The 21325-nt window shown below is 37.2% G+C and carries 21 protein-coding genes and 1 riboswitch; all 21 genes read right to left on the bottom strand.

Translation table 11 applies throughout. The annotated features are described in order from the left end of the window. Positions 1-34: 34 nt before the first annotated feature. On the bottom strand, positions 35-136 hold the full coding sequence (locus GHC26_RS12295) for a methionine/alanine import family NSS transporter small subunit (protein WP_163971564.1): 102 nt from the start codon (positions 134-136) through the stop codon (positions 35-37). Next, on the bottom strand, positions 136-1668 hold the full coding sequence (locus GHC26_RS12300) for a sodium-dependent transporter (RefSeq protein ID WP_163971565.1): 1533 nt from the start codon (positions 1666-1668) through the stop codon (positions 136-138). Before GHC26_RS12300 ends, GHC26_RS12295 begins: the two co-directional genes overlap by 1 nt. Before the next feature lie 259 nt (positions 1669-1927). Next, positions 1928-2719, bottom strand: coding sequence for a sporulation protein YunB (yunB, locus tag GHC26_RS12305; RefSeq protein ID WP_163971566.1), 792 nt, complete (start codon positions 2717-2719; stop codon positions 1928-1930). A gap of 213 nt (positions 2720-2932) precedes the next feature. Beyond that, a complete protein-coding gene (locus tag GHC26_RS12310) occupies positions 2933-4018 on the bottom strand; it encodes an HD-GYP domain-containing protein (RefSeq protein WP_163971567.1) in 1086 nt (361 codons plus the stop codon). Between the two features lie 120 nt (positions 4019-4138). Continuing rightward, complete coding sequence (locus tag GHC26_RS12315; RefSeq protein ID WP_163971568.1) at positions 4139-4447, bottom strand: YunC family protein; 309 nt, start codon at positions 4445-4447, stop codon at positions 4139-4141. Between the two features lie 710 nt (positions 4448-5157). Next, entirely contained in the window at positions 5158-6549 is a 1392-nt protein-coding gene (locus GHC26_RS12320) for a bifunctional metallophosphatase/5'-nucleotidase (RefSeq protein WP_163971569.1), read from the bottom strand. A 13-nt stretch (positions 6550-6562) separates the two neighbouring features. Continuing rightward, positions 6563-7375 carry a sulfite exporter TauE/SafE family protein gene (locus tag GHC26_RS12325; protein WP_163971570.1) on the bottom strand — a complete coding sequence of 271 codons (813 nt, stop codon included), beginning with the start codon at positions 7373-7375 and terminating at the stop codon, positions 6563-6565. Positions 7376-7784: 409 nt separating this feature from the next. Continuing rightward, complete coding sequence (gene sufB / locus GHC26_RS12330) at positions 7785-9182, bottom strand: Fe-S cluster assembly protein SufB (RefSeq protein WP_163971571.1); 1398 nt, start codon at positions 9180-9182, stop codon at positions 7785-7787. Between the two features lie 14 nt (positions 9183-9196). Next, positions 9197-9631 (bottom strand): Fe-S cluster assembly sulfur transfer protein SufU, encoded by a 435-nt coding sequence (gene sufU / locus GHC26_RS12335; protein ID WP_163971572.1) that lies wholly within the window; start codon positions 9629-9631, stop codon positions 9197-9199. Beyond that, positions 9621-10841, bottom strand: coding sequence for a cysteine desulfurase (locus tag GHC26_RS12340; protein WP_163971573.1), 1221 nt, complete (start codon positions 10839-10841; stop codon positions 9621-9623). Before GHC26_RS12340 ends, sufU begins: the two co-directional genes overlap by 11 nt. Further along, a complete protein-coding gene (sufD, locus tag GHC26_RS12345) occupies positions 10841-12148 on the bottom strand; it encodes a Fe-S cluster assembly protein SufD (RefSeq protein WP_163971574.1) in 1308 nt (435 codons plus the stop codon). Before sufD ends, GHC26_RS12340 begins: the two co-directional genes overlap by 1 nt. A 17-nt stretch (positions 12149-12165) precedes the next feature. Beyond that, a complete protein-coding gene (gene sufC, locus GHC26_RS12350; RefSeq protein ID WP_163971575.1) occupies positions 12166-12951 on the bottom strand; it encodes a Fe-S cluster assembly ATPase SufC in 786 nt (261 codons plus the stop codon). 948 nt (positions 12952-13899) lie between these two features. Next, positions 13900-14052: a hypothetical protein gene (locus GHC26_RS12355; RefSeq protein WP_163971511.1), complete on the bottom strand. Its 153-nt coding sequence runs from the start codon at positions 14050-14052 to the stop codon at positions 13900-13902. 225 nt (positions 14053-14277) lie between these two features. Further along, positions 14278-15093, bottom strand: coding sequence for a MetQ/NlpA family ABC transporter substrate-binding protein (locus tag GHC26_RS12360; RefSeq protein ID WP_163971576.1), 816 nt, complete (start codon positions 15091-15093; stop codon positions 14278-14280). 154 nt (positions 15094-15247) lie between these two features. Next, on the bottom strand, positions 15248-15916 hold the full coding sequence (locus GHC26_RS12365) for a methionine ABC transporter permease (RefSeq protein WP_163971577.1): 669 nt from the start codon (positions 15914-15916) through the stop codon (positions 15248-15250). After that, entirely contained in the window at positions 15906-16937 is a 1032-nt protein-coding gene (locus GHC26_RS12370; protein ID WP_163971578.1) for a methionine ABC transporter ATP-binding protein, read from the bottom strand. The genes GHC26_RS12365 and GHC26_RS12370 overlap by 11 nt, the downstream gene beginning before the upstream one ends. Before the next feature lie 178 nt (positions 16938-17115). Further along, positions 17116-17226: riboswitch (SAM riboswitch) on the bottom strand. Between the two features lie 65 nt (positions 17227-17291). Continuing rightward, on the bottom strand, positions 17292-17600 hold the full coding sequence (locus GHC26_RS12375; protein WP_163971579.1) for a thioredoxin family protein: 309 nt from the start codon (positions 17598-17600) through the stop codon (positions 17292-17294). Positions 17601-17614: 14 nt separating this feature from the next. Further along, complete coding sequence (locus GHC26_RS12380) at positions 17615-17971, bottom strand: toprim domain-containing protein (RefSeq protein ID WP_163971580.1); 357 nt, start codon at positions 17969-17971, stop codon at positions 17615-17617. A gap of 561 nt (positions 17972-18532) precedes the next feature. Continuing rightward, positions 18533-18916, bottom strand: a complete 384-nt coding sequence (gcvH, locus tag GHC26_RS12385; RefSeq protein ID WP_163971581.1) for a glycine cleavage system protein GcvH — start codon at positions 18914-18916, stop codon at positions 18533-18535. 72 nt (positions 18917-18988) lie between these two features. After that, the gene (locus tag GHC26_RS12390) at positions 18989-19348 is read right to left on the bottom strand and encodes an arsenate reductase family protein (protein ID WP_163971582.1); all 360 of its coding nucleotides are present in this window, start codon (positions 19346-19348) and stop codon (positions 18989-18991) included. A gap of 115 nt (positions 19349-19463) precedes the next feature. Next, positions 19464-21248 (bottom strand): acyl-CoA dehydrogenase family protein, encoded by a 1785-nt coding sequence (locus tag GHC26_RS12395; protein ID WP_163971583.1) that lies wholly within the window; start codon positions 21246-21248, stop codon positions 19464-19466. Between the last annotated feature and the right edge of the window lie 77 nt (positions 21249-21325).

Below are 21325 nucleotides of genomic sequence, written 5' to 3' on the forward strand. Positions count from 1 at the left end.
GCCGCTACCAGACGGTAATGGCTCTTCTTAAATGTTATTGTTTTGCTTTTTTTACAGCATAGGTGATACTAGCTGCTAAACCTCCCCAAATAATGACCATACCAAGAATCATCACAAATATCGCACTTCCACTCATTATTTAACCTCCTTCGTTTCGGATTGTTCTGTTGAATCAGGTGATTCTTTCCATTTTGTCAAAGCCATCACAATACCAATGACTAATGCACCTAATGCAACAAACCATCCACCGTATAAAATGAAAGCATCTGCATAACCTTCATAGTTCCCAGTAGGAGTATCGAACTGACGTAATAAGTTTTGTCTAAATAAGTCAAACATCATATAACCAAGTACGATAGGTGTTATAACACTTAAACTAAATGTCCACCAAGAACCTAACCTAATGTCTGAAATATCATCTGCATGTGTTTTCAATTCTTTCAACTTACGGAATACCCATGCAATTAGAATTACTTCAATTAAACCAAGTAACGCAACACCAAATTGGTTAATAAAGTAATCGGCAGCATCTAGGAAATATAATCCACCCTGTGTTGCATAAAGCAGGGATATAATAGCTGCTAGGCCGCCACCAAAAACAACAGCTTTTGTACGTGAAATCTTAAATTTATCAACCAAACCAGAAATGTATGTTTCCGAAATAGATATTAGTGACGATAAACCTGCTAGCACTAGTGATGCAAAGAATAAAAACCCAAACAAACCATTGAGCCCTGGTAATGTATTAATGATTTCCGGGAACACCACAAATGCTAAACCAACTCCACCTGTAACAACATCTGAAACAGCAACATCTGCTTGTGCAGCCATAAACCCTAATACACCAAATACACCAATACCTGCTAGTAATTCGAAACTGGAATTACCAAAACCTACGATAAAGGCGTTGTTCGTAATGTCTGTCTTCTTTGGTAAATAACTAGAATACGTAACCATAATAGCAAAAGCAATTGACAAACTAAAGAAGATCTGACCATACGCTGCCACCCAAACATCAGCAGATAAAATAGAACTAAAGTCTGGTGCAAAGAATGCCTCTAACCCTTGAGCTGCCCCAGGTAACGTCACAGCACGTATAACAATAATGAGAAATACCACTACTAAGGTAGGAATGAAAATGCGATTCGCAATTTCAATACCTTTTTTAACACCCTTAAACAAAACACCTAATACAATAAACCATACAATAATTAAAGGAATGAGTACTCCAGGAACAAAGCTACCTACTTGCCCTTCTGCCTCTGCAATGTTTATATGTCCATAAAAGAATGATTCTGTGTCAGCACCCCAATTTAGGTTAAACGAAAAGACGGAGTATGACATTGCCCAGGCAATAATTGTGGCATAATATGTCGAAATGACGAAAGCAACTAATACCTGCCACCAACCAATAAACTCAGATCCCTTATTAATTTTCTTATACGTTAATGGTGCGGAGCCACGATATTTATGCCCCATCGTAAATTCTAGGATTAGGATTGGAATCCCCGCAGTGAGTAACGCAAATAAGTATGGAATAAAGAATGCACCACCACCATTGGCGTACGCTTCTGCAGGGAATCGCCATATATTCCCTAAACCTACTGCAGATCCTACAGCTGCCAAAATAAATCCTGCACGTGTTCCCCATTGTGAACGAGTTTCCATTTTGTATACCTCCCTTTCTTTTACTTATTACATTGTATTTTTAGTTCGTCCAATATAATAAGTATTGAATGTTTTAACTTTTACACCTTTTCAGATATTTATGACTGTATTATAACCATACTTTCGACTTATGTCAAAGTAATATTTAAATTTTCTATATTAATGTTATTTTCTGATATCCAATTCACTTCCATCTCCACCTAGTTCAAATGGTGAAAACCCATTCTCCCACAGATGTGAGAGAATAGGCTCCATATATTTATTCTTCTTCTTCATCACCAAATGAATCTCTTGGAACCGCAATAGATGGTCCATCACTACCACCATGGCTAAAGAACTCTGGTACATCACCCATAATCACACGTGAATCAATAAATACCTTTGTGCTTACCTCTGCTGTAGATGTTGAGAACGGAATAACAATTTGTACACTCACATCCACAGGAATATATATTTCCATCAAAGCCGCATTAACACCAAATTCACTTACTTCATGAACAACATCTGATTGAATACTACCTACAATTTCAAAATGAACAGGGATTTTCGGCCCTAAGTTTGCTAAGATCGCGTTATTTGTTGCTTGACCAATGGGAATTTCTATGACAGTAGGGTCGCGGTCTGCTAATTCGTCAGCACTATCTCCATATTCAATTGGATCTAAATCTGGATCATCTGTATCAATTGTTTCTCCTTTATTCATCCCATATAAAAAATATTCTGCACGATGTGTAGCAGTTCGTAATGCACGATTGACAGCAGCAGAATTCCAGCCTAATGTTGATACATGTCCATTACTATCTGTTTCCAAATCGATTAAATCTTCAAAACTCATATTTTCCGTCGATTTTACGGCAGCATTAATGGTTCTTGTAGCAAATTCAACAGTTTTTTCCTCTGCTATTGCCATTAGTGGTGGTTCAATTCCTTCATCAATGATACGTATACTAAAAAAAACAAGTGCAACAAACAAAACAAAGGTCGCCAATAATAAGTATTTAGCTGGAGGTGGTGTTCGTTTATTCCTAAAACGGTTACGATGCCTCAACATAAAAACCCCCTTAGAACAATATTATGCTTGTTTTAAGAGGGTTAGACTATAAAGAGTAACTTCAATCAGTTGGATTTTCGATACAAATGATAGTGGTGACAATGCGACAGGACAAGGAAAGCTACGAAGCGATACGTCACAAGAAACAAAAGTTGTTTTTCTTTTGCGAGGACACCCGGGTTTATGTCGACTTGCCCGTTACATGTGGGACAATTAGCTAACATGACATGCTGTTATTGTAATATTTAACACAGTAGCTAAATCTACTTCATAAGGATTGGAGACCATTTCACCATTTTCCTTTAAGATACGGATCACTGGTCTATCACCTATAAACTTATTTTGTTTGGCAACTACACCATTTCGGCCATCACTTAGATCGACACTTAGCCCATTTGGATAAGCCGTTACACTGTTTTTAAATGCTTCAACCATTGATTTATCAAATAAATCAACAGCGCCTGCATATAAAATTTCTAATCCTTCATTTGGAAGCATCGCATCACGATAGATCCGATTACTGGTGACTGCATCAAACACATCTGCTACGCCAATTATCTTTCCATATCTATGTATTTCATCACCAACAAGTCCTCTTGGGTATCCTGATCCATCTAACCGTTCATGGTGCTGATATGCACAATGTGCCACAACAGCAGACACTGTAGCTTGTTTACGCAGAAAATCAAATCCAAATTCGGTATGCTTTTTCATTATCTCAAATTCCTTATCAGTTAATTGATCGGGTTTTTGTAAGATTTCCTGATCTATAAAAATTTTGCCTACATCATGTAACATTGCACCAGTTCCAAGTTCCGTTAAATTTTTGTCTGTTAATTGTAGTTTCATTCCAATAGCAAGCGTGTAAAGAGTGACATTTAAAGAATGCTGGAAAATGTAGTCATCCGTCACAAAAATATCTGCTAATAACGATAGTGCTTCGTCATGGTGTTTTAATTCTTGCATTAAATGATCCACGACATTCGATAATGCTTCATTTTGCTTGTTTAGTATAAACGCACTTTCCATATAACCATTGTTCTTTAAATCATCAAACGTTTCTTTCAATACCTTTGTTGCTTCAACACGTAATTCATTCGGTATAGGGGAATGAATTTGTATATCTTCTGTATGTTTATCCTCTATGTATACATAGGTAATCCCTTGCTTTAGTAAGCGTTTAAGCATTCGTTCTGATAGGTTAACACCTTTTTGAATTAATACCTGGCCATTTCCATTGTAAATAGTTTGTCCTAATATAGATCCTGGTTCAATTGATCTTGTATGTACTAGTCTCATAAAGCGCTCCTTATAAGTAGTGTTTATTGGCAAATGTACTCTTATAAATAGTATCAAACTACTGAAAATATTGCCATCTATGTGAAAAGGAAAAAGCCCTCCTTATAGGAAGGCACTTCTTTACTTAACTAACTTTAATAAAGCGTCTTTCCCAATCATACCTTCTTCCCATCCATATGCTTCTTTGGATGCATTGGTAACTTTGTTTAATGGCGCATGAAGAAGCTGGTCTATCGTTTTAACTCCCATTGCACGACCTGCTATCACTTCACGATCTGCTAATTTTTCATTTAAAACATCTACATCCAATGCTGCACACATAATATAACCGACATCGTTAGAAATGGTTAACAAGTTCGTTTTTGGAAGCTCCACTCGAGTTGCCGTAAATTGATGACCATCAATATCTAGTGGTTTTACTGTAATCATAAATTCAAAACGCCTCCTTTGCGATGTACACTATACGTTATGCACAAAGGAGGCATAATGACACAACTATTTCATGCTGATTGTTGCTTATAATCTATATAATGCGCAGTAAAGTAGTACTGTTGATTTCCGCTCCGGACAGTCGCTTTCACCACGGGCATAAGTGCGACATCTGTTCAAACTTTACGTTTTCACAGTGTCTTCTTTACCGCAGGCACGGCCTCAGCCTCCTCTATAGAAAAGCGTAAGCGCCTTGGTCACACCCGACAAGCTTAAGCCAAGCCTCGTGTGGCGGTTTTTGCCACAAAGAGGATTGACTTAAGACCTCGAGGGTGTAGGCGCTGTAGCTAGACATCGGAAGAAGACCACTTCCTGCTCGGTCTGGACACGTGCTTTTCCTGCAGGAGTCGACTGTCCTTCGCTCCAATCAACTATTATATTAGCATCAATGATGATCTAAATATGATTAGTCCACGAGCTAGCGTAGGAAAAACACGGAGACTCCTGCAGGAAGTAGGAGATCGGTGAGACCCCACAGGGCGCTAGCCCGAGGAGGCTCACCACTCCCCGCGGAAAGCGAAGTGTTTTTCCGAAGCGAAGCAATGTGCATATTCTAGTTACTGCGCATAATCCATCTTCTGTTCATTAAGCAATCATGCATACTTACTAAAGCAATATTTCAGAAAAAGGCAACGTAAAAAAGGTTATACTTATTTCCAATTCCGTAATGTATGTGCGAGTAAATCCCGCAAAAACTCAGGGAGAAAAAATCGTTTTGAATCTGAACGTGCTACCTCAGGAAGCAACCTGCCAAATGTAAATGTATCTGCTGTTGCTAATGAATATGTTTTTTCTTGGTCAATTGGATTACCATTTTGCATTACACTTACCACATATTCTTCTCCATCTTCTCTTTTTTGTGTTTTAACATCCAATCCAGAGAATATCATTTTTCCGATAACCTTCCCTCGAAAGCCAAAGCCTTTTAATGGCAGCTCAATAAATTGCCTTGTGAAGCTTGCACGGACCACTTCAATAAGTTCATCTCCTTTAACTGTCACAACACACGGATTGATTGGATGTGGACAAATACGATGAACGTCCTTATAGGTTACATTCCCTGGTGAAATATGATCTAATAGTACCCCAGCATTTAACATCGCACAATCTGCATCTGTCCAGGCTTTTAACGTATTTGTAAGCTGTTGCATTATTAGTGTATTTTTAAACCAATTAACTTCTAACTTTTTTTCTAGTTGGACAACTGTATCCCCTAGTTTTTCATCTGCAGCTTTTCTTAAATGCTGGAGAGATTGAATTGTTTTTTTATCATTTGGTAAGTGGGTAATATCGGTTGCATAAGCTTCTTTGTCAACTAGTTTTTTTTCTGTATGGTCCCATGTTAAAATTACTTCCCCTATAAATGCACAGTTCTTTCCTGCAGCGGTAATCAATGTTTGATCGACTGTCTCACCAGTTCGCAATAAATGATGTGTATGTCCCCCAATAATCACATCAATTTCTGGAAACTTTCTTGCAATTTCCTGATCTTCTGTAATGCCTAAATGGGAAAGCAATATAATAATATCCGATGATTCTTTTATTTCATTTATATACCTTTCCAATGTTTTATAAGGATCAGTTATGTGCCAATCCAACAATTCATAAAAAGCATTAAAAGGTGCTGTTAATCCAATAATTCCGATATCCACCCCATTTATGGAGTGGAGCTTTGTATAAGGTTGTAGCCACGCTGGCTTTACATCATCTAAACTATGTAAGTTAGCGCAAATAACCTGAAAACGAGCATCATCATATAAATGAAAAAGATCTGAATGCTCTAAGGTAATGCCCTCATTATTTCCAATTGTAGCCAAGTTGTACGCTGCATCATTTAACAACTGAACATTCGACTTCCCTTTAAAGGCCTCAGCTATTGGATGCACGCGATCCATATGATCTCCAATGTCTACTATCCAATAATCATCATTTCCTAGTTTTCTTTGTTCTTTTGCTTGGTTTAAATATTGAACCACTTTTGGCCATTGTTCAAAATGACTGTGTAAATCATTTGTATAGTAAAAGTAAAGTTTTTCCTGCATGGTTTCATACTCCTTATAATAGTCCTTCGAAAATTAATCGTATTCCAACTAAAATGAGTAATAGACGCAACATCCATTTCAATACTTCTCCATTTACCATTTGATTCACTTTTGCACCTAAAATCCCACCAATGATTGCCCCAGGAATAAAAAATAACGCATATTCCCAAGCAATATGGCCTAATGCAATGTGGGTACTAGCATTAATGATACTGACAAAAAAGATCATAAACATGGACGTTGCTGCTGCAATATGAGCTGGAAAACCAAAAAGTAAAATCATAGTCGGCACCATAATTGCACCGCCACCAATACCAAATAAACCGGAAAGTACCCCTACAAATAAAGAGATAATAAAACTTTGCCATATCGAAATATGATACTGATATGTTTGTCCACCAACATGAAACACTCGCATTGTTTTTCCTTGAACAGGATTATTTCGGGGTTGTCGTTTTATAAATAATAATAACGCTAAAAAAATCATGACAAAACCAAAATAGATCGAGAAAAGGTCCATGTTTATAAATTGATTTAACCATGAACCAAAAACACCACCAGGAATACTACCTGTCAGAAAAAGAAAACCAATCCGATAATCGACACGGCCTTTCCTAAAGTAGGAAATGGTTGACGATAATGCAGTAAAAACCATGGTTACTAAAGAAATACCTACAATGACTTGTGGACTCGCCCATTCAAAAGTATTGTAAGACTTATGTAAGAATAACAAGGTTGGAACTAGTATAACCCCACCACCAAGACCAACCAAACTGCCAAAAAATGCTGTTACAATCCCAATTAACACACAAATGAGATAAACCAATGAATAATTCCCTTCAATCTGTCTAGTCTTTTTTTCTTTTTAGATGTCCTACTATCCTAACATTAAATGAACACAACGACTAATTTTTTTATGGCTGTTTTCTATAAAATTGCTGCTTTTTCATGTAAATTGTAATGAAAAGTTTACCTATAATGCGACATAACTTTAACTTGAGTTACTTCCATCCTTTTTAAAATGAGCGCTAATGCAACACTGTGTGAAAATACTCGGTCACCATGAGCACAAGTGCGATATCTGTTTAAACTTGTTCGTTTTCACAGCTACTATCGAACTGAAAGTCTTTATTAGGATTGAAAGTCTTCAGCAATGAAAATATGCGGAAACCACCCTTTTAATAACATAAAAAAGAGCCCCACAAAATGGGGACTCTCTTACCATTAAATAGAAATTAACCGATTGAACCTTCCATTTCGAACTTGATTAAACGATTCATTTCGACCGCATATTCCATTGGAAGCTCCTTTGTAAATGGTTCGATAAAGCCCATTACAATCATTTCCGTAGCCTCTTCTTCAGATAGCCCTCTACTCATAAGGTAGAATAACTGTTCCTCTGAAACTTTAGAAACTTTTGCTTCGTGTTCTAACGAAATGTTGTTGTTGTACACTTCGTTATATGGAATCGTATCAGAAGTGGATTCATTATCCATAATTAACGTATCACATTCAATGTTAGAACGTGCTCCATCCGCTTTACGGCCAAAGTGAACCATTCCACGGTACGATACTTTACCACCTTGTTTTGAAATTGATTTAGATACAATCGTTGAGGAAGTGTTTGGTGCTAAGTGATACATTTTAGCACCTGCATCTTGCAATTGTCCTTTTCCTGCTAAGGCAATTGACAAAGTATTGCCACGTGCACCTTCACCTTTTAGGAGTACGGACGGGTATTTCATTGTTAATTTTGAGCCAATGTTACCATCAATCCATTCCATTGTTGCATTCGCATCAGCTGATGCACGTTTTGTTACCAAGTTATACACATTGTTTGCCCAGTTTTGGATCGTTGTATAACGGCAGTATGCATCTTTATGAATAAAAATCTCTACAACTGCACTGTGTAACGAATTTGTTGTATACACAGGTGCTGTACAACCTTCTACATAATGAACAGAAGAACCTTCATCTGCAATAATTAACGTACGTTCAAACTGACCCATATTTTCCGAGTTAATACGGAAATAGGCTTGTAATGGAGTGGTTGTTTGAACCCCTTTTGGTACATAAATGAATGATCCACCAGACCATACAGCAGAGTTTAAGGCAGCAAATTTGTTATCTGATGCTGGAATTACTTTACCGAAATACTCTTTAAAGAGATCTTCGTTTTCTTTTAATGCAGTATCTGTATCTTTAAACACAATACCCATTTCTTCCAAGTCTTCTTTAAGACTATGGTATACTACCTCTGACTCATACTGAGCAGATACACCAGCTAAATATTTTTGCTCTGCTTCCGGTATACCTAATTTATCAAATGTCTGTTTGATTTCATCTGGTACTTCATCCCATGTTTTTTCCGTTCTCTCAGATGGTTTTACATAGTAAATAATCTCATCGAAGTCAAGTTCTGATAGGTCTCCACCCCATTGTGGCATTGGCATTTTATAAAATTGTTCCAACGCCTTTAGCCGGTAGTCTAACATCCATTGTGGTTCTTCTTTCATTCGAGAAATTTCTTCTACAATTTCGCGAGTTAAACCTTTTCCTGAACGAAATACGGAAACATCTTTATCATGAAATCCATATTTATACTCATCTATTTCAGGCATGTTTTTTGCCATAAATAAACCCTCCTTTAGTTCTCATGAACACCTTTTTCCATTGCCTTCCATGCTAAGGTTGCACATTTAATTCGAGCTGGGAACTTGCTGACCCCTTGTAATGCCTCTATGTCTCCCATTTCTAATCCGTCTACATCCATCTCTTCCCCAAGCATCATTTGTGAAAAAGCTTTTGACATTTTTAATGCATCCTCTATCTGTTTTCCTTTGATAGCCTGGGTCATCATTGATGCTGATGACATACTAATGGAACAACCTTCACCTTCAAATTTAGCATCTTTTACAATGCCATCTTCCACTTGCATTTGCAACTGTATCCGGTCACCACATGTTGGATTATTCATATCAACCGTTAGTGCATCGCCTTCAACAGTACCACGATTACGTGGGTTTTTATAATGATCCATAATGACTTGTCGGTATAGTGTATCAAGGTTGTTAAAAGACATCACCAAAATACTCCTTCGTTTTTAAGAGTCCTTCTACAAGAAGATCAATATCTTCTTCCGTGTTATATAAATAAAAGCTTGCTCTTGCTGTTGCAGTAACATTAAGCCACTTCATTAATGGCTGTGCACAATGATGACCAGCACGTACAGCAATACCATCCGCATCGAGTGCCGTAGCCGTATCATGTGGATGTACATCATTTAAATTAAATGTCACAAGAGCTGCACGTTCTTCTGGTCCATAGATCGTTATACCATCTATTGTGCGTAATTGCGCCATTGCATAATCAGCTAAATTTTCTTCATGTTTTGTTATATTGTCTAATCCAACATCTGTTAGGAAATCAATCGCAGCTCCTAAGCCAATTGCACCAGCAATAATTGGTGTCCCACCTTCAAATTTCCATGGGAGTTCTTTCCAGGTGGAGTCATAGAGGTTAACGAAATCAATCATTTCACCACCAAATTCAACTGGTTCCATTGATTCTAGTAGTTCCTTTTTACCATATAAAACACCAATTCCAGTTGGTCCACACATTTTATGACCCGAAAAGCAATAAAAGTCACAATCCAGATCTTGAACATCGATCTTCATATGTGGAGCGCCTTGTGCTCCGTCTACAAGCATCACGGCACCATTCTCATGTGCAATTTTGGTCACTTCCTTGATTGGGTTAACGGTACCTAACACATTGGAAACATGTGTCATCGCAACAATCTTTGTTTGATTGGTTACGGTATTTTTTACATCTGTAATCGATACTGTTCCGTTCTCTTGGAGCGGAATATATTTTAAGGTAGCACCAGTTGCTTTTGCTGCCTGTTGCCATGGAATAATATTACTATGGTGCTCCATTGGTGTAATGACAATTTCATCGCCTTCTTTTAAGTTTGCACGTGCATAACTGTATGCAACCGTATTAATCGCTGTTGTTGTTCCTCGAGTAAAGATAATTTCTGCTGTACTGTTAGCATTAATAAAGCGACGTACTTTTTCTCTAGCACCTTCATATTTATCTGTTGCACGTGTACCTAACGTATGAACACCACGATGCACATTCGAATTATCTTGTCGGTAATAAGCATCAAGTGCCTCAATAACAGGTAACGGCTTTTGGGAGGTTGCCGATGAATCTAAATATACTAAGGGATGTCCGTTCACTTCCTGATGAAGAATCGGAAACTGTTGCCGTATGGCTTTCACATCCATTAGTATACCTTCCTTTCAATTACTTGTGTTAACTGTTCTTTAACAGATTCAATTGGCAATTGATTTACAACAGGTGCAAGGAAACCATGAATGACTAAGCGCTCTGCTTCTTTTTGCGTAATTCCACGACTCATTAAGTAATATAGCTGCAATGGATCTACACGACCAACAGAAGCTGCGTGCCCTGCTGTTACATCATCTTCGTCAATTAAAAGAATAGGGTTAGCATCGCCACGTGCTTTTTCACTTAACATAAGAACACGTGATTCTTGTTCTGCATTAGATTTTGATGCACCATGCTCAATTTTTCCAACACCATTGAAGATGGATGTAGCTTTATCTTTCATTACTCCGTGCTGTAAGATATACCCTTCTGAATTTTTTCCAAAGTGTACGATGTTGGCTGTGAAGTTTTGCGATTGGTTCCCACGTCCAACAGACACTGTTTTTGCATTGGATATAGAATTATCTCCAATTAAGTGTGTAACATTTTCGGAAACGGTATTACCGTCATTCATTTGGCCAAGTGCCCAGTCAATTGTGGCATCACGATAAGCTACACCACGACGGTTATTATAGGCTGTTGTACCACTAGCAAAGTTATCAACAGCACCAAAAGAAATTCTTGCATTATTTTGTGCAATAACTTCTGTTACAACATTTGCTACAGTTTCCTCTTCGTTATTGTGTGAGATATAGTTCTCTACATATGTAACAGAACTATTTTCATCTGCTACAACTAATACGTGGTTAAATAAAGCTACTTCTGGATCCTCTTGCCAGAAAATCACTTGTAATGGATCTTCAATTTCTACATTTTTCGGAACGTATACAAAAACGCCACCATTCATTAATGCAGCATGTAAAGCTGTTAAGCGATGCTCGTCAATGGAAACAGCATCTTTCATATAGTAACGCTGTACTAAGTCACTATGCTCTTTAATCGCTGTAAAGATATCGGTGAAAATTACTCCTTTATCTTTTAATTCCTGGCTAATTGCAGCATAAGCAACAGAATGGTTACGCTGAATGATAATGTTTTCTGGTAAATTATCTTTATCTAGAAAATCATTAATTTCAGGTGGTAATTCTGTTAAGGACGAAATCTTTTCACCTTGTGCGGTATGCTTGAAACGACTAAAATTCCATTTCCCGATCTTTGTTTTATCTGGTTTTGGCAATTCAAGTTTGTCAACTTGTTCAAGCGCTTGAAGGCGTAATTCTTTCATCCATTCGGGCTCTTGATGATCCCCTGAAAACTGATTTATATAATCTTTGTCATATGGAAGCTTTGTCTCAACAGTCATTTTACCCCTCCTAACGATTACGCTTCTTGCCCGACAGTTTCGTCTTCGATACCTAGTTCTTCTTTAATCCAGTCATACCCTTCTGCTTCTAGTCGTTGTGCTAGTTCAGGGCCACCAGATTTAACAACACGGCCTTGCATCATAACATGTACAGCATCTGGTGTAATATAGTTTAATAGGCGTTGATAGTGTGTAATAATTAAGCAGCCGAAGTTTTCATCACGTAGTTTATTAATGCCTTTTGATACAACTTTTAATGCGTCAATATCTAAACCAGAGTCAATTTCATCTAAGATCGCGATTTCAGGTTTTAATAGCATTAATTGAAGAATTTCATTACGTTTTTTCTCACCGCCAGAGAATCCTTCATTCAAATAACGCTGTGCCATATTTTTATCAATTTCTAGATAATCTAATGCTTCATCCATTTCCTTAATAAACTTCATTAAAGGAATTTCGTCGCCTTCTTCACGACGTGCATTAATAGAAGAACGTAGGAAATCAGATGTTGTTACACCACTAATCTCACTTGGGTATTGCATCGCTAGGAAAAGTCCTGCACGTGCACGTTCATCTACATCCATTTCAAGAACGTCTTCTCCATCAAGTAGAACACTACCCTCTGTGATTTCAAATTTTGGATGTCCCATTATAGCCGAAGCTAAAGTTGATTTACCTGTTCCGTTTGGTCCCATAATTGCATGGAACTCTCCACCTTTTATCGTAAGGTCTACACCCTTTAATATTTCGTTACCTTCAATCGAAACATGAAGATTTTTGATTTCTAGTGTTGATCCTGCCATAACGATACCTCCGTTTACTATTAAATGTTTATTTCTCAAATGGATTTTTATCCATTCTCAATCTATTCTCATTACAATCTTAAAGCATTTCGAATCTATTATCAACCTTTTAAACCATGTATAATATGTATAAAAATTTTACCTACTAGCATTATGCCCCACTTTTCATTTAAGTAAGCTGTTTATAATAAGATTGTTCCCTTTTTTCCAGTATGAATCTTAATGAACAGTAGATAGATTATACCTCGTAAATGTTTTCTCTATAATTACCTCTTCGGAAAAACATTTCGCTTTCCGCGGACTCCCCACGAGCCTCCTCGTGAAACCCACACTGCGGGGTCTCTTAGGCTCGTTTTTCCGCAGGAGTCTTCATGTTTTTCCTTCGCTAGTTTTGTGCTATTTTGCTTCTTATCAATATACTACTGATTAAAACTTGATTGGAGCGTAGAACAGTCGACTCCTGCGGAAAAAACAACAGCTAGATCTGAGCAGGAAGCGTCTTTTACTTCCGATGTCAAGTTGCAGTGCCTACCCCTCGAGGTCATAAGTCAATCCACATTACGCGCACAAAGCGCCACGCCGAGGCTCGGCTTAAGCTTGGCAGATAAGAAACAAAACGTTCTTACTGCATAAGTGCAACTAAGGCTTTCGCCATAAAACTTGGCGAAAAGCCTAGTTTTCTAATCGGGGGTGATCAAGACACTTCCGCTCTTCTATATAGGAAGCTAAAAGCGTTGTCCGCGGCAAAGAAGACACTGTGAAAACGTAAAGTTTGAACAGATGTCGCACCTGTGCCCATGGTTAAAGCGACTGTCTGGAGCGAAAATCAATTCGCAACCTTACGATGCATTATACAGATAATGCGTCGTACTTTTTGGAAAGTTTCTTATGTAAAAGTAAAACTGGTGCTTCATTTTGGAAAGCACCAGTATATTTTTTCTATATATGTTATGTGTGTAACTGACTATCGAGTTCTGCGACAAGATGTTTACATTTTTCATAATCTTTATTTCTCCGTTTTTCCACTGCCATGCGTTTATCTAACTTTCTTCCATACTCCTTATACCCCATGCCATGTGATTGTTGCATTGCTTTCTCCATCTCAGGTGTGTACTCCATACGTAAGCCACTATAAATAGTGAATCATCCTTTCGTTTTATTTACATAAACCATCATATCATCAAGGAGAAACCAAAACAAAACGGATTTAGGAGCATAATTCTTGATACATTTCTAAATGACTCACTGTCTCGCGAATAACAATCAATCTTCTTTACATTTAGCGAATTAATCGTATATACAATGAATTACTCTAAAATCAAAAATTTATTCGCCACCTACTGGAACAACTGCACCTTCATATTCTTCTTTAATAAAGTTTTGGATCTCTTGAGAATGTAAAATATCTACTAGTGTATTTAATGCTTCGTTATTCTTATCTTCAGATTGAACAGCCACAACGTTTACATATTCTGACTCTTCCCCTTCAACAAAGATTGCATCTTCTACTGGATTCAAACCAGCACCAATTGCATAGTTTGTGTTAATGACAACAAGTGTTTCTTCTTCTGATTCATAATACTCCGGTAAAATAGCTGGATCGTAATCCGGTGAAAATGTTAAGTTTTTGGGATTTTCAACTATATCATCAATAGTTGCTTCCGACTTTTTCACACTTTCATCTAAGACAAGTAGTCCTTCTTCTTCAAATAAAGAAAGGATACGTCCATGGTCTGGTACAGAGTTACTTAACAATACTTCAGTACCCTCTGGAATCGCATCAACACTTTCAATGGTTTGAGAATAAACCCCAATTGGCTCAATGTGAATACCACCAATATAGTCAAGGTCATAACCAGTATCATCAATAGTTTGATTTAAAAATGGTATATGTTGGAAATAGTTTGCATCCAAGTCTCCATTAGCTAGGTCATCATTAGGTAGTACATAATCTTCGTATGGTTCAATTTCTAGTGTGATACCCTCTTCCTCTAACAATGGTTTAGCTTCTTCTAAAATTTCTGCATGTGGTACACTAGACGCTCCAACCTTTATCGTATTTTCGTCTGAACTACTTTCGTCTCCACATGCTGTTAGTAAAACAACAATTAGAATTATTATAAATAAAATCCCTTTTTTCATGTTATTTCTCTCCCTTTTTATAATTTATATAATAAAGCAAACTCATTCAGTGGGGGGTTTTCTTTCATCCCCCACTTATACTTCTTTGTTTCTCAAAGTCTTGAAGTGGGGGTCTTACTGCCAGTTAATACGTGATAAATAATTTAAAAAGCTCTTATCGTTTATCCAATTTAGATGAAATATAATCCCCAAGGAATTGGAACAAAAATACAATAATGACGATTACTACAGAACAGATAAATACTAGCTCAAAATCACGCCTCTGAAACCCTGAATAATAAGCATAACTTCCCAGTCCACCAGCTCCTATAGCACCTGCCATTGCGGTATAGCCAATTAGTGCGATAGCCGTTACCGTGAGTCCTGACATTAATGCTGGCATTGACTCAGGTAATAATACCCTGAAAATAATTGTCCTTGTCTTGGCACCCATGGATTGTGCAGCCTCAACCACTCCTTTATCCACCTCTTTTAAAGCAATTTCAACTAATCTTCCATAAAATGGAGCTGCTCCGATAATAAGTGCTGGTAATGCACCATTTGGTCCACGAATAGTGCCCATCAAAAAGTCTGTAAATGGAAATAACAGTAATATTAAAATAATAAATGGAATGGCACGAAATACATTGACAAAACTGGCTACGATTAAGTTAATTACTTTGTTTTGCCATATACCACCTTTATCGGTTAAATAAAGCAATAACCCCAAGAGTGTCCCAAAAACGAAGGTACCAATTAATGCAATAATGGTCATATAAAATGTTTCATAGGTTGCTGTCAGTAACTCTTCAACATCTAAACTTTCCAATAAACTAGTCAGCATTTCGAACCACCTCCACTTCTACCGAGGTTTCATTCGTAATATAGTCAATCGCTTTTTCCATTTCCTTTTTTTCTCCATCTATTTGAACAAACAGTGTCCCATATGGTCCACGTTGTGTCTGTGTTATTTTACCTTGTAAAATATTAAGCTCAATGGAAAACTGCTTAGCTAACTGACTAATTAATGCTTGATTGGTCGTTTCCCCAACAAAATGTAATCGAACAATTTTTCCTTTTTCATACGTACTTACTAAATAGGAAACACCTTCATCTTCCTCATCTGTCCCCATTACCTGCTCCACAAACTTCTTCGTAACAGATTGCTTTGGTCGCAAGAAGACTTCCAAGACATCTCCTTGTTCCACTATTTTTCCGTTTTCCATGACAGCTACCCGATTACAAATTTTACGAATCACATGCATCTCATGAGTAATCAAGATAATAGTGAGGCCTAACTTTTTATTAATATCAACCAATAAATCTAATATAGAATTTGTCGTTTCTGGATCTAATGCTGATGTCGCCTCATCACAAAGTAATACTTTCGGATTGTTTGCTAAAGCACGCGCAATTCCAACCCGTTGCTTTTGTCCTCCGCTTAATTGAGATGGATAAGCATTCTCACGTCCACTCAACCCCACTAAATCGATTAATTCTTGGACTCTTTCCTCACGCTTGGCCTTTGAAATGCCGGCAATCTCAAGTGGAAAAGCAATATTTTCCTTTACCGTCCGTGACCATAATAAATTGAAATGCTGAAATATCATCCCTATTTCTTGTCTGGCCATTCGAAGTTGTTGTGTATTTAATCCAGTTATATCTTCATCATCAATGATAATTCGCCCACTAGATGGCTCTTCTAAACGATTTAATAATCGGACAAACGTACTTTTACCAGCTCCACTATATCCAATTACGCCAAATATTTCGCCATCGTTAATATCTAGGGTTAAATCATCAACAGCTGTAATGGTGTTATCCGATGAAGTAAACACTTTTTTTAAAGCCTGTATGGAAATCATGTATGTTCTCGCCCCCTTATTAGAAAACTTGGTATTCTCCAAGCCATTATGGTGAATACCTTTAGTTGCACTTATGCAGTAGGAAAGTTTTTATACTTTCCTAGCTGCTAAAATAAAAACGCCTTTCTGTAAGAGAACAGAAAGACGTGAAATATACACTCATCAAAGCCTTTTCGTTCTCTCATCTTCCAAAGCACTTGCTTTGCGGGAATTGGCACCTTTCAAATTCGTTCATTTGAAGGTTGCCGCGATATCGTAGGGCCGGTCCCTCCATCGCTCTTGATAAGAGATAACTATTATAATTTAAATTGATAAAGTAAATAATAGCATGCGTTTATGGTGTATGTCAATTAGTTATTGAAACAAATTAGGTTTATATTTCATCAAATACTGATAAATATTACCGATCGATTGAAATGCGTAGACTTTTTCCTTTATCTCATTTCCATCTTTAATGAGTAAACATGGAACACTTTCAATTTGATTCTCCTGCATGAATTCAGGATATAATGATGCATTCATCTCATAAAAAATAGATTGCTGGTGCACAACTTCTATTTTAGTGAGCATTGACTTTGCAAGGCTGCATGTCCCACAGAAAGGGGTATAAATATATAATAAATAATGATCTTGCTTTATTATATCATCTGTAATTTGTTGCAAAAAAATCACCCAATCTAATGAAGAAATTTAGGGTTAACGGCGATATGCCGACTGACAAGTAATGTAGCAAGCACATATTCTGGAGTTTTTGCTACCTCACGAAATTCACTGCTGACGTATAAATGCTCAGCATGTGGGAGCTCCTGTGCTAACTGCTTACGGAGCTTAGTCCCAGAATGATCCTCATCTGTTAATATAAAGACATCTTTCTCATCTAATTGATAGTCATTTAATAGCTCATCTAATCGTTCTACCCCGAGTGTTCCATTTGTACAAACAATCGTGACCTCGTCTGTAATGATTTTTTCAATTTGCTTCTTATCGGTTAACCCTTCCACAATAATAACTTTATCTATTTCTTCAGTAAACATAAATCAACACTCCTAAGAAATAAAAAAACGAAAAGTAAACACAATGAAAGTGAATCTACAATTAATGGGCCCTGGACACTACAGGGTGTGTTCAGGTTCACATCCATCATGACAAGGAAAACTACATCATCAGCACATCGCACAAAGTAAAAAAGTAATTCCTTTGGAAGGCCTCACCTTTTGGTTAATCTACCAATTACGATAGAAATTATGGTTTCTCGCATTATTTATTATTTTTTTACGCCGCAACATCCAGATTATACGTCTTAAAGAGTTATAGCTATAATTTCCGCTCCGGACAGTCGCTTTCACCACGGGCACAAGTGCGACATCTGTTCAAACTTGTTTGTTTTCACAGTGTCTACTTTACCGCGGGTGGCTGTTGAGCCTCCTCATGCTCGTCGTGTTGAAAGCTATACATTGCTGCCGCACTCCTCGCAAAAAAAGACTGCTACTCGTCTTTAGGGGTCTCACTATGCCTCTTCTACTATTCATTAAAATTCATACTGAAAAAAGTAATAAAGGCTGACTACACAATTGTGAGTCAGCCAACATAATTCATTAGTCCTCTTGAATAAATTCTTCATATTTTTCTGCAGTTAGTAAATCATCTAAGTTAGCATCATCAGAAGGCTCTACTACAACCATCCAAGCCTTCTCATATGGTGATTCATTCACAAATTCTGGGCTATCTTCTAATTCCTCATTCACTTCCACTACTTTTCCACTGACAGGAGCATAAAGCTCGGAAACCGTTTTTACAGACTCAACACTTCCAAACGGTTCGTCTGCTTCTATTTCATCGCCTACTTCTGGAAGCTCCACAAATACAATATCCCCTAATTCATCTTGGGCAAAATCGGTAATACCAATACGTACTTTGTCTCCTTCTTTTTTCACCCACTCATGTTCCTCTGAATATAGTAGTTCTTTCGGTAAACTCATTGAAATCCCTCCGTTATTCATTTCATTATTACTATACTAACATACTGTATAGTTTTCTAGTATTTTAACCTATTAAGATAACCATGTTTCCTGAAAAGTTTCCTCTTTAAAACCGACTGTTACTTGATGTCCATCCGTAACAATTGGACGTTTAATCAACATCCCATCTGATGCTAACAACTCCACCATTTCTTCTACTGAAGCATCCTTGATTTTGTCCTTTACGTTTAATTCACGATATTTCTTCCCACTCGTATTAAAAAACTTTTTTGCCGGTAATCCGCTTTTTTCAATAAGATCATGTAGTATGTCTTTTGACGGTGTTTCTTCCACAATATGTATGCTGTTATAATCAATGTTGTGTTCATCTAGCCATTTTTTTGCCTTTTTACATGTACCACAATTTGGGTACCAATAAAACGTTACTGCCATTAGCATTCCCCCTATCATCCTATTACAATTAGTATACCAAAGATTGGACTTTATAGTCGATCAAATTGATAAGAGAAATGAGCCCTTCTGCAAGAATACAGAAGGGCACTTTTTGTTAGACAATATATTTTTCTTCCTCAATCACTCTTTCAGCAATTTCACGTTTTTTCGCAATGACATTTGTTGGTGTATGACGTGTGAGCTTACGTAAGGATGATAGCATCATACGTAATGTATCTCCTTCTTCAACTGCAATGAGAGTTTCTTTAGCATCCGCCTCAATACGGTTAAAGGCTTCTTGGACATATACTTGTGTATAAAGTAATTTTTGTTTATTTTTCACTTCACCAGATTGATTGATTGCTTTTTCCGTACGTAAGATAGCAGATTCCATGTTATAAACTTCCGCTACCATATCCGCAAGATTTACTAAGATTTCCTGCTCGTTTTCTAATTTTTGCATATATTTTTGTGCTGCCAAACCTGCACCAAGGAGAACTATTTTCTTTGCATTCTTAAGTAAATATTTTTCTTGTTCTAATGGTTCTGTACCTGGTTCTTCTGGCATCATCATCATTAATTCTTCCTGCAAACCTTGTGCCTTTTGAAGTAGTGGTAATTCACCTTTCATTGCTTTTTTCATTAATGTACCTGGCACAAGTAGACGATTGATTTCATTTGTTCCTTCAAATATACGGTTAATTCTGGAATCCCGATACATACGCTCCACTTCATATTCTTGCATAAATCCATATCCACCATGCATTTGAACAGCTTCATCTACCACATAATCAAGACATTCTGTTGCTGTATATTTATTCATGGAGCACTCAATTTGATATTCTGCGATGGCTTTTGCTATTTCTCGGCCATCCTTTAGTTGCTCATCTGTTAAGGAACCCATTCGTTGTTCAAATAGGCCTACTGTACGATAAACCGCACTTTCATTTGCATAGATGCTAGCTGCCATGGTAGCTAATTTCTCTTGTGTTAAGCTAAAACTAGAGATAGGTGTACCAAATTGTTTTCGTTCATTCACATACTTTGTGGCAACTTCTAGTCCTCGTTTTGATCCTCCAACACCACCAATTGCTAACTTATAGCGTCCAACATTCAAAATGTTAAATGCAATCTTATGGCCTTTTCCTTTTTCTCCAAGTAAATTCTCCACTGGAATTTCGGCATCTTCTAAAACAAGTGTTCTTGTGGAGGAACTTTTAATTCCCATTTTCTTCTCTTCTGGTCCTGTAGAGACACCAGGGAAATCACGTTCCACAATAAATGCAGTGAAATGCTCTCCATTAATTTTAGCATAGACAACAAAGACATCAGCAAAAGCAGAGTTCGTAATCCATTGTTTTTCCCCATTTAAAATATAATGAGTACCTGCGTCGTTTAATTTTGCTGATGTTTTTGCACCTAATGCATCAGATCCTGAGCCTGGTTCTGTTAATGCATACGCAGCAATTAATTCACCAGTAGCCAATTTCGGTAAATATTTTTGCTTTTGTTCCTCATTTCCAAAAAATACAATTGGCAAGGAACCAATACCAACATGGGCACCGTGTGTGATCGAAAATCCTCCGGCTGGCGCGAATTTTTCTGTTATTAAAGAAGAACTTATTTTATCTAAAGCAAGGCCACCATACTCTTCTGGAACATCTGCACCTAACAGACCTAGCTCCCCTGCTTTTTTTAGTAAATCAACAGAATGATCAAATTCATGATTTTCTAGATTATCAATTTTCGGTACTACTTCCCCATTTACAAAGTCCTCTGTCGTTTTAGCAATCATTTTATGCTCATCTGTAAAATCCTCTGGTGTAATGACATCTTCACCAGTTATATCTTCAACTAAAAATCCCCCACCTTTAAACAACTTTTCTTTCGTTTCACTCATTTATGATCCAATCCTTTCTATTTGTTTGTTTTGGGAAGGCTCTTTTCGCACACTTTGTTGTTTTCTACGACGCATAA

This window comes from Oceanobacillus halotolerans (assembly GCF_010993955.1).
GTDB lineage: Bacteria > Bacillota > Bacilli > Bacillales > Amphibacillaceae > Oceanibacillus_A > Oceanibacillus_A halotolerans.